The sequence below is a fragment of the Sedimentibacter sp. zth1 genome, assembly GCF_017352195.1.
In the GTDB taxonomy this organism is placed as follows: Bacteria; Bacillota; Clostridia; order Tissierellales; family Sedimentibacteraceae; genus UBA1535.
The window spans coordinates 1196682-1211941 of record NZ_CP071445.1 but is presented as its reverse complement, the minus strand read 5'-3'; the positions used below and the strand labels follow the sequence as shown (position 1 = coordinate 1211941).

At 28.1% G+C, this 15260-nt stretch carries 12 protein-coding genes; 10 read left to right on the top strand and 2 right to left on the bottom strand.

The window, feature by feature from the left end; genetic code table 11:
* Positions 1–88: 88 nt before the first annotated feature.
* The 7 genes from JYG23_RS06105 (at position 89) to JYG23_RS06075 (ending at position 9276) form a co-directional block, all read left to right on the top strand.
* Positions 89–952: a hypothetical protein gene (locus JYG23_RS06105; protein WP_207237602.1), complete on the top strand. Its 864-nt coding sequence runs from the start codon at positions 89–91 to the stop codon at positions 950–952.
* Positions 952–2484 (top strand): VirD4-like conjugal transfer protein, CD1115 family, encoded by a 1533-nt coding sequence (locus JYG23_RS06100; protein WP_207237601.1) that lies wholly within the window; start codon positions 952–954, stop codon positions 2482–2484. The genes JYG23_RS06105 and JYG23_RS06100 overlap by 1 nt, the downstream gene beginning before the upstream one ends.
* A gap of 144 nt (positions 2485–2628) precedes the next feature.
* Positions 2629–4290 (top strand): hypothetical protein, encoded by a 1662-nt coding sequence (locus JYG23_RS06095; RefSeq protein ID WP_207237600.1) that lies wholly within the window; start codon positions 2629–2631, stop codon positions 4288–4290.
* Positions 4291–4396: 106 nt separating this feature from the next.
* Positions 4397–5080, top strand: a complete 684-nt coding sequence (locus JYG23_RS06090; protein WP_305848859.1) for an ABC transporter ATP-binding protein — start codon at positions 4397–4399, stop codon at positions 5078–5080.
* Positions 5081–5091: 11 nt separating this feature from the next.
* On the top strand, positions 5092–6831 hold the full coding sequence (locus JYG23_RS06085; protein WP_207237599.1) for an efflux RND transporter periplasmic adaptor subunit: 1740 nt from the start codon (positions 5092–5094) through the stop codon (positions 6829–6831).
* 18 nt (positions 6832–6849) lie between these two features.
* Positions 6850–8193 carry an ABC transporter permease gene (locus JYG23_RS06080; RefSeq protein ID WP_207237598.1) on the top strand — a complete coding sequence of 448 codons (1344 nt, stop codon included), beginning with the start codon at positions 6850–6852 and terminating at the stop codon, positions 8191–8193.
* Positions 8194–8217: 24 nt separating this feature from the next.
* Positions 8218–9276 carry a mechanosensitive ion channel family protein gene (locus tag JYG23_RS06075; RefSeq protein ID WP_207237597.1) on the top strand — a complete coding sequence of 353 codons (1059 nt, stop codon included), beginning with the start codon at positions 8218–8220 and terminating at the stop codon, positions 9274–9276.
* 84 nt (positions 9277–9360) lie between these two features.
* Here the strand turns inward: JYG23_RS06075 and JYG23_RS06070 are convergent, their stop codons facing one another.
* Positions 9361–9993, bottom strand: coding sequence for a DUF4241 domain-containing protein (locus tag JYG23_RS06070; protein WP_207237596.1), 633 nt, complete (start codon positions 9991–9993; stop codon positions 9361–9363).
* A 734-nt stretch (positions 9994–10727) separates the two neighbouring features.
* On the opposite strand from JYG23_RS06070, the gene JYG23_RS06065 reads away from it, so the two are divergent.
* The 3 genes from JYG23_RS06065 (at position 10728) to JYG23_RS06055 (ending at position 14685) form a co-directional block, all read left to right on the top strand.
* Complete coding sequence (locus JYG23_RS06065; RefSeq protein ID WP_207237595.1) at positions 10728–12020, top strand: hypothetical protein; 1293 nt, start codon at positions 10728–10730, stop codon at positions 12018–12020.
* A gap of 13 nt (positions 12021–12033) precedes the next feature.
* Positions 12034–13017, top strand: coding sequence for a hypothetical protein (locus JYG23_RS06060; protein WP_207237594.1), 984 nt, complete (start codon positions 12034–12036; stop codon positions 13015–13017).
* A 303-nt stretch (positions 13018–13320) separates the two neighbouring features.
* Complete coding sequence (locus tag JYG23_RS06055) at positions 13321–14685, top strand: YjiH family protein (RefSeq protein ID WP_207237593.1); 1365 nt, start codon at positions 13321–13323, stop codon at positions 14683–14685.
* A 68-nt stretch (positions 14686–14753) separates the two neighbouring features.
* On the opposite strand, the gene nrdR is transcribed toward JYG23_RS06055, so the two are convergent.
* Complete coding sequence (nrdR, locus tag JYG23_RS06050; protein ID WP_207237592.1) at positions 14754–15224, bottom strand: transcriptional regulator NrdR; 471 nt, start codon at positions 15222–15224, stop codon at positions 14754–14756.
* Between the last annotated feature and the right edge of the window lie 36 nt (positions 15225–15260).

Here is a 15260-nt window from a genome sequence, read left to right as displayed (position 1 = left end):
TTTAATACTTGATATATATATTATAACATACTATAATTAATATAAATGTCAAAAAATAGAAACTTATAAATTAAACAAGGGGAAATATATGAAAAATAATCCATACTATAATCAAATAATGGAAATGCCGGGGTTAGATGATATTAAAAAATTATTGAAACAATTTCACAAGGTATCAACTAATTTGAAAAAAATTCCAGATGATATGGTCATAGTATTGCCAGATTTATTGTGGGATACACGTTCGGGTGCTGGAAAGACGCATTTATTAAAATTATTGTCAGAATACTTAAATTCTGTTAGGTTAATAGATTTTTACGGTGATGTAAAGTATTTTGAATTTTTATTAGACTATTGCGAGCCTAGAACTGAATTAATGGAGTTAACCAGATTAATTAGAGAAGTTAATACTAAAGCGGGTTTTAGATGTGAATATGGTGGATTGCTTGCCTTAGATATAAGTGCATGGAAAAATCACTATAAAGAAATTTATTTTAATAGAATAATGGAGTACTTGTCAAGCATTGATGATAGAGTTTGTATAATTTTCATTGCTGAGAATTTTACCGAAGATGAATTAAAAGAGGCTGAATATATACTTTCAACTTTTTTTAGAATCAGAAGAGTTAAATTAGATTATCCATCTTCAAATGATTTAACAAAGTATATCATAGATAAATTAAGTAAGTATGGCTTAGAATTTACAGAAGATGCAGTTAATACAATAAAAGAATCAGTAGAAGAACTAAAAGCGTTTAAATATTTTGATGGCTACAAAACTATAAATAGGATGTGTCAAGATATTGTATTTGAAATTTGCATGTCAGAAAAATTTAAAGACGAAAAGATTAATGCAACTAAAATCTCAAGGTATTCAAAAGATGGAGAGTATGTTCAAAGTATGAAAGAAATAATAACAATAAAAAGAATAGGATTTGGGGGACATAAATAATGAATGATGAATATTATAAATTCACCAAATACTCTAAATCACAGCAAGAAACAAGATGGGCAGATATTAATGAAATAAAAGCAAATACATCTTTTATAAAAATTACAGATAAGAACTATTCAGCTGCAGGACTTCCTATAATTAGTGATGGTAATAATGTATGGGTAGACAATACAGATACTCATAGTTTGATTTTTGGCTCAACTGGTTCTAAAAAATCACGCTTGTTTTGCATGCCAATGATAAATATTATGGCAGGAGCTGGAGAATCATTTGTCGTTACAGATCCAAAAGGCGAACTGTTTGATCATACTTCAGGTTTTGTGAATGATCATGGCTATAATGTTGTTGTTTTAAATTATAGAGATTTAAACTTTGGGGATACTTGGAATCCATTAGCTCTACCTTATGAATTATATCACAGTGGGTATACAGATGATGCAGTAGCTAGAATAAATGATTTTGTAAATGTAATATCTGAGCCGCTTACTAAAAATACTAAGGATTTATTTTGGGTAAATGCTGCACGTTCTGTAGCAACTGCCATATTGCTTTTAATGCTTGATGAGTGTAGTGAAGAGGAATGCAATCTTAAAACCTTCACAAGGTTTTGTGTTGAATTTTCAAAGACTACTGATAATTTTATGTTCAATATTCCGAATGGTAGCACAAATGATGATAATAAAAATTATTTAACTTTACTAATGAATGAAGCCGACAATGAAAATATAGCCTATTTAAACTATTTTGGTATTAGTGGTTCAAGTGATAAGGCAAGAGGGGATATACAATCTACGTTATTTACTCTTATCCAGGTTTTTATGACTCAAGATAAACTTATAAGGAACATGTCAAGTAATAGTTTTGATGTTAGAAAAATTGGAAAAGAAAAAACAGCGATATATATTATTGTACCAGATGAGAAAAGTACATATCATTTTATTGCCACAACCTTTGTAAAACAATGCTATGAAACGTTAATACAAGAAGCACAAAATAATAAAAGTAGAAAGCTCGATATTAGAGTTAATTTTGTTTTAGACGAATTCGCAAACCTTCCAGCACTTCCGGATATGCCTTCAATGATTACAGCAGCAAGAAGTCGTAATATGAGATTTTTCTTAGTAATTCAGAGCGTACATCAATTAGAAAAGAAATATAATGATGATGCGCAGACTATAAAAGGAAATTGTGATAATTGGGTGTTCTTGGCAAGTAAAGAAGTTCTTCTTTTAGAAGAGGTAAGTAAATTAAGTGGTAAACTCCACTATGGAGACAACTTTGAATATGAAACTCCACTTATTTCAATTTCACAGCTTCAAAGATTAAATAAGCAAAGAGGAGAAGCCTTAGTATTTAATTGTAGGCAATATCCTATTATTTCTGAACTAGCTGATATTGATGAGTATAGCTTTAAAAAAACTAAACCATTTGAGATGTCTAAAATTTCAAGTAAACTACCAATAAGTATTAGTCCGAAAAAAATGTATGAAGATATAAAAAATGGAATAAAACATATACCTTTTAAATAAAATTAGTATTTTTGTAAATTTAATAAAATACTACTTAATTTATTCAATTAATTGTGGTAAAATATAACTAATATAAAGAATATTAATAAATTTGTTCACAAAAAATTAATAAATACATATTAGACTTATTATGAGGAGGAAAGAATGGATAGTAGCTTGGAAATAATAAAAATATTATATGAAAATGATTGTCAAAGAATAGTTGAATGTAAAGATAAGAAAACAGAAGAAATTTATATATATAATACAATTATTAATCAAAATCTTATTAAATTGATAGATATTAATACTCTTAATAATTTAGATTCCAATATTGAAAGAACATATAAGACAGAAGATAGATTGTATATAGTAAGTAAACCTCATAGTCTTAAAAATCAAACTATGATAAAAGAATATATAGATAATAAAGATTTAACATTAAAGCAACAATTCTTAATTACTGAGCAATTAATAAATCTATTTATAAATATTTACAATACAAGCGATTTACTTCAGTTTAAAATTTTGAATATTAATAATTTAAGTGTTACAGAGGATAATAAGCTGATATTCAATGGCTATTTTGAATTTAAGGACGAGTATGATTTATCAGATAATTTTACATATAAAAATTTAGGTAATTTGATTCATTATTTATTTTCTAAGGAGGAAGTTGTAGACTACAATATTTCGGATTCAATACCACCTGATATTTTAAAGATTATAGTAAAATGCTTAACAAGAGATTATTTTCATCCAAAGGATATATTAAAAGAATTAATTAATTCTCCTGTATACGGGATGATTTATTGTAAAATTGAAGGACCGTCTACTATTGCAAAGCTTGCTGACATAAATTCTTTAGAAAATGAAAATATAACTTGTAATCAAATAATTAATGATAACCCAGTTAAAGGCACAGTTTTGGATAATGAGAATACAAACATTGAAAAAAATGTGGACAACCAATTACATAATCAAAATAATGAAGATAATTCAAGTTCTAAAGAAAAAGAAATTGGTGAAATAGAAGAAGATGTTAGTAATCAAAATATAATCGATATTTACTTAAATAATTCTAATAAAGCAGATGATAAAAAGGAAGAAATAGTAAATCATAATAATCGTAATAAGGCTTTGAAAATAATTGTACCTATCTGTATTGTGGCAGTATTAGTACTCAGCTTTTTTATTATAAACAGTCTTTATAATAAAGATGAACCTACTTTGGGTCAAGATACACAGGGTGAAAATACAGGTATAGATAATAACGAAGATAACAAAGATGATGATTCATCAAATGAAGATGATTCAAACAATAGCCAAACTAATGATGATAGTGATCAATCAGACAGTACACAACAAAACGGTGACTTTTCTGGAGAATTTTCTGATTTCTTGAGCAAAGATATTTTACAAAGTATAAATTATACTGGACCATATGCTAAAGAAAGTACGGATAATTATAACGAGGGAAATGCATCACTAGTAGTTGAAAATAGTACTGAGTCAAACATTAATTCTCTGTTTGCGGTTATAGACTTTAAAAATGAAAAATATAGATTAATGCAAAATAATCAAGTAGTTATATCTGCAATGTTCAAAGCTCAAAAAGATGTTGAGGCTAAGCTTGTTGTAGAAGTATATAAGGATGGAGTACGTGTGGATAGTAAAAGTGGTAAAATTCAAATTTATGATGATGTTTGGTCAGTAAAAACTGCAACTGTTATTACTGGAGATGTGGACAGAATTAATCTTTATATCGAATACATTGGCAATAATAAAATTTGGGTGGATTCAATAAAAGTTGATGTAGAAAAATAAAAAATAAAAAAAATAAAAATAAATCGGTAAAATTTGAAACTTTTAATATAATATTACGTCTAAGTAAAATAGTAGTAGTTATAAATAATGCAGAAAGAGGAAAAGTATGGATATTATAAAGATGGAAAATATAGTTAAGCTTTATAAATCTGGTGTAATACAGGTTGAAGCATTAAAAAACATTAATTTTAATGTCGTTAGTGGTGAATTTGTTTCAATTATGGGTCCATCTGGTTCTGGAAAATCAACACTATTAAATGTAATAGGTTGTTTAGACAAAGCTAATTCTGGTTTCTATGAACTAGCTGGTCACAAGGTAAATAAAGTTAGCGATGGAAAAATGTCTGAAATTAGAAATGAATTTTTGGGATTTGTATTTCAAAATTTTCATTTATTACCTAATTTATCTGCACAAAAGAATGTTGAAATACCATTGATATATAGGGGTATGAATGCCAAAATGCGTAGAGAACTTTCAGAAAAATCTTTAGAATTGGTAGGACTTAAAGAAAGAATGCATCACTTGCCAAGTCAACTTTCTGGTGGTCAGCAGCAGAGGGTTGCTATTGCAAGAGCTTTAGCAGGTAGTCCAGCACTTATTTTAGCAGATGAACCAACTGGTGCACTAGATTCAAAGACAGGTAATAAAATAATGGAACTATTTACTGAGCTTAACAAAGAAAAAGGCATAACAATAGTTCAAGTAACACATGAGGAAGACATAGCTGCTTTTGGAAGCAGAACATTAAGACTAGTAGATGGAGAGATAGTTTCTGATAAAAGAAACTAAAGGAGGGTATAATGGTTAAAAAAATTATTTCAATAGTTATAGTATTTGCTCTAGTTTTTGCAGGAGGATATTTTACTTGTTTACAGCTTTTGCCTGAAGACACTGAAACAAATTCAGGACCAGTTTATGCAACAAAAGATGTAACAAGAGGTGATATACAAGTAGGTGTAAATATTACAGGGCAGTTGCAAGCAAACTACGGAGGAACAATTTCAGCTCCTACAATTGAAGGATTAGAAGCAAGTATGAACTTTAAAGTTGAAGAAGTTTTTGTTGGTGAAAATGATGCTATAAAAAAAGGTGACAAAATTGTTAGATTATCATCTACAAACTTACCAAAATTAATTTCTGATAAGAATGATTTAATACATAAAAAACAAGAAGAAATTAATGAGGCTGTAAAAGCATTAGGATTAAAAGTAAATAAAGATATTTCAAGCGTATATGATGTAAATCCATCAGATGGTATAGTTATATCTGCTCCGATTGATGGCAAGGTTACAGATTTACAAGTTAAAGAGGGAGAAAAAATTACAAATTATTATATTGCAAATATTATAAATGATAGTACACTTAAGATATCATTTATGGTTAAACCTGATGAATACCCTATGCTTGTAGCAAATGATAATAAAATTTTAATATCATTTATTGGTTATGAAGGATATTATGAAGCTGAAATAACAGAATTAGAAGAAAATCCATCAACCACAACAATTACAAGAAAAGTACCTAACATTAAGGGTGATGGGTTTCATGATGTTTCAAAGGATTATTACGTACATACCGGTGTTATTCAGGTTGAAAATCCCGGATTAATTAAGTCGGATTCAAGTGTAGGTGTTTATTTAAATACAAATGGTTCGGCATCCACTCCTTTAGAATATGTAGGAACAGTTGAATCTTATTTAGACGAATCAAAAGTAAATTATATTTTGGGCGAAAATAAAACATATCTTGCAACAGAAGTATTTGTCAAAAATAATGCAATGATTAAAGCTGGTCAACCAATTGTAAGAATTGCTGGTAATGATGTAACAAATGACTTACAAGCAACGATAGATAATATAAAAACGATGCAGGATGAATTATCAAAATTACAACAAGATGTAGCTTCACTAAATACTTTTGGCGAAGATTTGACTGTATATGCACCAAATGACGGTATAATTTCTTATATTAGACATAACGTTGGGGATGAGTTTGAGGTGTCTGCAAATGCCGATAGATGGAGTTCACAAATAGTTGAAGTTTATAATGCTAATCAAATGGATATTTACACTCAAGTAAGTGATTTAGATGTTAACTATATTCAAGTTGGCTCAAGTGTTGAAGTAACAGTAGATGCTTTACCTAACAAAAAATTTGAAGGTACAGTTGGTAGAATGTATCAATATACTGATAATGGAAAAGTTGTATATCGTGTTCAAATTAGTGTTACCGGTGGTGACGGACTTAGACCTGGTATGAATTCAAACTGTTTTGTTGATGCTGGAAAATCAGAAGATACATTGTTAGTACCAATTGAATCAGTATTTGAGGATGATTATAAACAAAAAGTAGAAGTATTAAACGATGATGGAGTAGTTGAGGCTGTTGAAATAGAAATTGGTTTGATGAATGATAGATTCGTTGAGGTTTTAAGTGGACTTAAAGAAGGTCAAAAAGTAGTTACTGGTAGTACACAAGACTTAATGCCAAGTCAAAAAGTGGAGAAAAATAATTCTTTATTGCCTGGGAAAAACGAATAGAACTTAGGAGGTAGTACTATGAAAAAAAAGGGTATCATAACATCCTTTCTTGTTCGTTTGAAATTCTCAGCACAAATGGCTGCAAATGGTATAACATCTAACTTGCTTAGAACATTTTTAACAGTTTTAGGTATTGCAATAGGTGTTGCCGCTGTTGTCAGTCTTATGGGAATAGGAGAAGGCGCTAGACAGGCTGTTGTTGCACAATTTGAAAGTTTAGGACAGAATGTTATACTAGTAAAATCAAATTTTGATGAGTATAACTTTGAAATGGAAGATGCAAGAGATTTGCAAGATAGAGTTGACAACATACAATTGACAACTCCTGTAGTATATACAAAAGCAGACATTAGATGGAGAAGGGATGATAGCGAGCTAGAAATATTAGGTGTAAATAATAATTATCCTGCTATTAGAGATCACCAAGTAGCCTCAGGTAATTTTTTTACTTCGTTGCATGCTAAACAAAGAGCTCCAGTTGTAGTGCTTGGTTATAATGTTGGTGTATCACTTCTGAATGGTAGAAGCCCCGTAGGGCAAACTATGAAAATTAATGGTATGAACTATAGAATCATTGGTGTTTTGTCTCCAAAGGGTGAAGGAAATGGAGATGGAATAGATGATAAAATAATTATACCTTATACATCTGCACTAAGGATAACTGAAGAAAAAAATATAAAAGAGATATGGGCGAAATGTGATACTACTATTGATGTTGACCTTTCAATGGTTCAACTAGGTAGAATATTTAATAATAAAATTAAAGGTACAGTTATTACTCCCCCAGGTTCAGAGGAACAGCCAAACCCTGGAGAGGGTGGAGATAAAGGTATTATTGACGGTGGCATGAATCAAGATTCGGAAATTGAAGAACCGACAGAAGAACCAATAGAAGAGACAAATGTTTTTAAAAAAGGTGAAGAGCCTATAACTATAACAAGTTTAAATCAATTGGTTCAACAAGCCGACCAAGCTAACAGAATAATGACTGTATTGCTTGGTGGTATAGCGGCCGTATCATTGTTGGTTGGTGGTATTGGTATCATGAACATCATGCTTGTTGCTGTTACTGAAAGAACAAGTGAAATAGGTGTTAGAAGAGCATTAGGTGCTAAGCAGGAGGATTTATTAATTCAATTCTTGCTAGAAGCAATATATGTTAGTATAATAGGATGTATAGTTGGTATTGCACTAGGTGCATGGGCGATTAGGATAGTTTCTTCATATGGATTAGAAGCTGCATTGAATGCTAAATCAATTAAGATTGCAATAGGCGTTGCATTATCTTCAGGTTTATTGTTTGGTGTATATCCAGCAATCAATGCATCATCATTACCTCCAGTAGAAGCTTTAAAAAGATAATAAAAATTAATTTTAGGAGTATACATGTTTGAAGATATTTTTGTAAAATCAATATCGATTAATACAATATTTAGCTTGTTAATTGTATTTGTAGTATATGTGATATTAAGAAAGTTTGTTGTTAAGTTTATAATCAATTCAATGAAAAAATTAGCAGATAAATGGAATAAAAAAAATATTTCAATGGCGCTTGAATCATTAGAAAAACCATTAAATATTATTTTACTTGTTAGTACATTGTATATAGCATTGATAATTATTCCATTTAATGACACTATTGATGGATTTATTGAAAAAATTTATACTATATTTATGATTGTTGTTATTGGTAGTGGAGCGTTAAGAATACTAGACACATACAATAGTATTATAAAACAAAATACTGAATTATTTGAGAGAAAACCGGTTTTTAAAACTCTTTTTCCACTTATCATAAAAGGTATTAAGTTTTTCATAGTTATAATAATAGTCGTTATTGTTTCTGTACAATTAGGATTTAGTGAATTGAAAAGTTTGCTTGCAGGTGTTGGAATAGGTGGTTTAGCAGTTGCAATGGCAGCACAAGATTTATTGAAAAACATCTTTGGCGGATTTATTATATTGACAGACCGTTCATTTAATACAGGAGATTTTATAAAAATTGAATCGAATGAAGGTATAGTTGAAGAAGTTGGAATTAGGAGTACCAAGGTTAGAACCTTAGAACAAGAATTAATTGTTGTTCCTAATTCAAAGTTTGTAGATGGTGCTGTTTTGAACTATTCAAAGCGTGGAACAAGGAGAGTAAAACAGGTTTTAGGTGCTACTTACTCTACAAGCTCAATTAAATTGAAAACTATTATTAAAACAATAGATACATTTTTAAATAATCACCCAATGGTACTGAATGATACTGTTAATGTTAAGTTTGATGGTTTTGGAAGTAGTAGTTTAGATATAATTGTTATGTACAGAATAAATACATCAGATTTTAATGAGTATTTAAAAATTAAAGAAGAAGTCAATTTCGAAATAATGTCTATATTTGAAAATGAACAAGTTGAATTTGCATTTCCAAGTGTTAGTGTATATATGGAAAAATAATAGAATTGATAATAAAAAAGCAGGCAATTAGTAAAGTTTAGTTATTACTAATGTCTGCTTTTTAGCTTGCAATTTTGAAATATTTTATTCAAATACCATGAAATCTGTTACCAAGCAACAAACTTTATTGTTTTTATCATAGCCATAATAAGAAGGGAAAGTTCCATCTTTCCAGCCAGATGTAAATACAATTATGTTACATCCGTTATTACCATAACTGATACTTTGATATTTTAATTCTTTTTTGTTATATATAACATTTGCTTTAATTAAATTTTCATATTCTTCTAAATCTTTTTCAAACAACGTATCTAATTCTTCCATAATACTATCATCCATATAAGCACATATTCCATTTTCAACATCAAAGCCTAAATATTCATCATTTTTCAAATTGTTAGACCTTTCGCCTTCATAAAGGGCCATTTCCCATTTTACAGGTTTTTCTTTGCTAAATTCAATTTTTGATAATGCAGTTTTATTTTCTCCATTTTCAAAATTAGCAGTAAAAACATAAACTGGATATTCTGCTGGTTTTACTTTTATATAGTAAGGTTGATCATCATATAAAAGTATAGGATCAGTTGCAATTATATTTCCTGTTTTCAATATTAATTTTCCTATATTATGTCTTATCATTGTTGCTTTTCCAAAGTCTGTTTCTATATCCAATGATTGTTCATTGGTTAAATTTAGGGCATAATTATTTATATACATAGGATACCTCATTTTAAAAAAAATTTGCGATATATTTTTATAAGTATAGTATATATGGTTATTAGCTTTTTTTCAATATTTTTAATAATAAAAAAATTGTGAAATATTAGCTAACAATTATATAAAACTAATATAATAAATATTTAATTATAATTTAACATAATTTACAAAATTTATTCACAGTTTATAAATTATTATTATTAAAAATATTTGCATAGGTATAATTGAAAAATATTAGTGTTAGGTTTTACAAAAATATCTGGTAATTTTAGCCCTTTATATTACTCTTTAAGCGATGATGTGTATGCTATTGACTTAATATACATATTTCTACTTAAACAAGGCTATAATAGCGTTTTAGTCGCAAATGAAACATTTATATTAAATGATTTGTTGTAGCAGTTATATCAGTTACACAGTTGATATATATGTCTGAGGTTGGTTCATTGATATTAAGCTCAAAATTCCCTGTTGAATTCTGGGAAAAAATTTGTAATTTTCATAGAAAGACCCGAGCGTACCTTTATAGTACCACGGTATACTAATTATTTAGCTCTACTCGATAGGAAAAAAACAAATGCATTACTAATGTCGAATATTGTAGAAAAATAAGTAAAATGGAAAAATAATATAAATTAATGTAAATATAACAAAATTGTAATATCATGTTTTATTATAAAGGTATATAATGTAAGAATATGGGTACAAGTATAATTTTAAAAATGGAGGATGGGATGAAAAACAAGAAAAGATATATTTTATTATTCTTAATATTTATACTAATTATTAGTATTACTACATCATGCAAAAAAGCAGACCCAAATACAGTTCATTTGTGGATGTACCAAAGAGACCAAAACGATCAAATAGCAATGTTAATACCCGACATAGAGAGATATTGTGAAAATAATGGTATACCACTTCAAATACATTGCTATTATAAATCAGAGATGTCATATGATGATTATATTTTGAAAAGAAATATAAATCTTGAAAAAAATAATTCCATAGTCTGCGGTAACTATAACGAAATGAGAAATCTAAATAGTGAACACGCGAACTATGAAAATATAGAAAACTATAAAAATATAGCAAAACCATGCAAAAATTTACCATACATGCTAGTAGCATATACTTACAACATTAGATTAATTAACAAAAATTTATTAGATGTTTATGATATTAATTTTGATAAAGATATAATGTCACCTACAGACTATAGAAATATTATATTTAGACTATTAGAGAATGGGGCAGATTTAAGTAATGATAGCGCAATTAACAATGCATGTGTAACTAATTTAATGTATGAGTACAATTTAAATTTAAATAATACTACCAAGGAAAGTGAAATAGATGAAGAATATAGAAATAATTTAGCTAATGCAATTAGAAAATTCGTTGAAAAAAGTAAAGATAGAACAAATATTGCCTTAGGATGTAGCAAAACTATTATAGACAAAAAAACTAATCTTACTTTAGACATAGGTTATGGTTCGTATTGTAGAGAAGATAATTGTTATTATACTGATTTTAACAAAAACACATTGCTTAAAAGTTTAAAGGATACAATAGTATTGTTTGAACCTGACATGATAAGATATGCAATATACATAAATGATAAAATAACAAATGAAAGTACATATAAGTTAGCTAATTATATGCTTGACAGTGAATTATTAGGTGAAAATATAGCATTTTCATGTTACACATTAAAAAATGATTGTGCTGATAATATGTATATGAATATAGTAAATAATAATGTGGCAATAGAAGAATATTACAAGGAAAATGAGACAGAGCTTAAGCGTATAAATGAAATAATGGAAAGAAATATATTAAACGGAAATATAAGTGAAGAGTTTATAAATGAATTATCATATAAAACGTTAGGTATGAATAGTTTAATGGAATGTTTTATTATGAATGCACAATTATTCAATATAAATAGAGGAGAAGAAAAAACAGAAGAATTTATAGACATAAATTTAGATAATTTTATAAAAAAAATCAAATTAAGTTTATAAGGGGGAAGTTGTGATGAAAAGAAAAATATTAATAGTTTTAATGCTAGTAATGTTGATATGTCAAAGCGCGTGCAACAAAGCAGATAAAATAAATAATAAAGAAGAAAAGATTTATAATTTAACTGAAAGGCAAAAGGAAATAGTCGAAAGCTATAATAAATTTAACACTCAGCAAAAACAAGTATTAAACTTTTTAGTTAATGATAACTATAGGTACTATGATTATTTATATTTGCAAATACCAATGTTAGAACGTGACCTAAATACAATAAAAGAATTAGGGATAGAATTATTAAACATACCTAAATATACTTTAGCAACACAAGGTATGTGGTATAAAGGTAATAAAACAGATTATGCAAGTATAATAAAAGTACCTGAAGAGAATAAGGACGAAATAACAGATCAAAATGTAGAATGGATATATTTTACTCAAGAACAAATAGACAAGAGAGAAAAATTATATATAGATACATTAAATAAAATGTATAATGATATAGAAGGATTTAATGATCTTACAGATTTTCAAAAGCACTATTTTGCTAATCTATTCAATGAAGAATATAAGATAAAATTAAATTATAAATTTTATTATGGTCAGGCAAAGTTAAAAGAATGGGATTATGTTTATAAGTTAGTTAAAAATATTTATGATTTTGATCTAGTAGGTATATTTACAAGTTCAACTGAGCCTGCATATCAGTACTATACAAAATATGTTGAACAAAAAATAAGTGATGAAGGTTTTGAAAGAATATACAACCAATTTTTAGATGATTATAAAAAATTCTATAAATTTTTAGGTGAAAATATAAACTCAAAAACTGGAACATATACATTTGAAGAACCAGTGTACTATAATTTTGCAGAATATATGGTAAGTTTATTTTTTGATAGAGAAAAAACCTTTGAGCTATATAAATATACTTTGGATGAAAATGGCATGGTGAAAAGTTTTACATGGACAAGTATAGAAGAAGTATTGAGTAAAAAATAACTATTATTGTAACAGCAAAAAAGATAGCATATAAAACTATGCTATCTTTTTTTGGTGCGCCCAGCATGAACGTTGTTATAAAACACCATTGCTAAATGCATAAGTGAATAAATATGCTTATGATGATACTATTACTAATATAAAATGAAAACGTTAGACATTGAAAATTAGTATAAAGACATAAAATTATGCATAACAAAATAAATTTGTTGTTGCATTATATAACAACATAATGTATAATAATGAAAAATATAAGGTTGTTTGTAAATACATGACAAATTACTAGAAAGAAAGGTGTTTAAAATGTCAAGTAATGTAGAAAAGTCTCGCTCGAAAGCGAACCTAGCAAAATTTATTATTCCTTCGATTATTGGTATAATTTTATTTATGGTACCTATAAAATATGATGGACAATTTACTATTCCAATAAAAGTAGTGTCTGACTACATATCTTCACTTATTAATTCAGTTTTACCTCAAATGTGTGTTATTATAATTTCAATATCAGCAATAGGTTCTATTATTGCTACTATTTTCAAACCGAAATTTATGATGAATAATCAAATGCTAAAAGATTTATTTTATCTAAAGCCTGTATGGCTTATAGTTAGAGTTATTGGCATGGTATTAGCAATAATGGTCGTTTCAGGTATTGGTCCAGAGCATATATTATCGGGTGCTACAGGAACATTTATACTTAATGATTTATTAACAGTTCTTGTGATTATATTTGTTTTTGCTGGTTTGTTACTACCTCTTTTATTAGATTTTGGATTATTGGAATACATAGGAACATTATTAGTAAAGATTATGAGACCAATATTTAAATTGCCGGGACGTTCAGCAGTGGATTGCATAACATCGTGGTTAGGAGATGGAACTTTAGGCGTTATGTTAACAGCGAAGCAATACAAAGATGGATATTACTCTAAACGTGAAGCTGCAGTCATAGCTACTACATTCTCAGCAGTATCAATTACATTTTGCTTAGTTGTAATAGAAACGGTTAATATGACAAATATGTTTGTTCCGTTTTACTTAAGTATATGTGTAATAGGATTCGTTATAGCTGTTATTGTTCCTCGTATACCACCACTATCACTTAAAAAAGATGAGTATTATAATGATGCTGAAAAACCAGATGAGAGTATACCGTCAGGACATTCAACTTTTAGCTGGGCATTGGAAAAAGCATTAATAAAATCTAGTTCAAGCAAAGGTACTAAGCAATTTATCATAAATGGAAGTAAAAACGCTTTGGATATGTGGCTAGGGGTTTTACCAACGGTTATGGCTATAGGGACTATTATACTTGTTATAGCAGAATATACTCCTGTTTTTTCAATACTTGGAAAGCCATTTATTCCTTTGTTGGAGTTATTAAAGCTACCAGAGCCTGATATAGCATCAACATGTATGCTAGTAGGTTTTGGAGATATGCTTACACCAGCAATTATTGGTTCAAGAATAACTAGTGAATTAACGAGATTTGTTATAGCAGTTGTTTCAGTTACACAGTTGATATATATGTCTGAAGTGGGCTCGTTAATTATTAGCTCTAAGCTACCAGTTAAGCTATGGGAATTATTTATTATATTTATAGAAAGAACAATAATTAGCTTAGTTATAGCAACTATGATAGGAAGATTTATATTACATCTAATCTAATTTGAAATTATATATAAAAAAATCTGATTTAATTACTGTATGATTAAATCAGATTTTATATTTTATTATTAATTTTTATGATTCTTTCTATCATCGAGAATACGTTTTAATTCATCCATAAATGTGTTAATATCTTTAAATTGTCGGTAAACTGAAGCAAACCTAACATAAGCTACATCATCTACATATTTTAGCTCATTCATAACAAGTTCACCAATTAACTCAGTGGATACTTCGGTTTGGAAATTATTATAGAGTTGCTTTTCTACATTTTCAGTTATTGATTCTATTTTCCTTAATGATACTGGTCTTTTTTCACAAGCTCTAATTAAGCCATTTATAATTTTATCTTTATTGTAACCTTGTCTATTTCCATCACGTTTAATTACGACAAGTTGCATTTCTTCTATTTTTTCGTATGTTGTAAATCTTTGTCCACAAGAAATACATTCTCTTCTTCTTCTAATTTTAAATCCATCATCAGTTTGTCTTGAATCTATAACTTTTGTTTCAAAATAATTGCATTTTGGACAACGCATAACATCACTCCTTATTTAGATTTTACTAAAAAATTA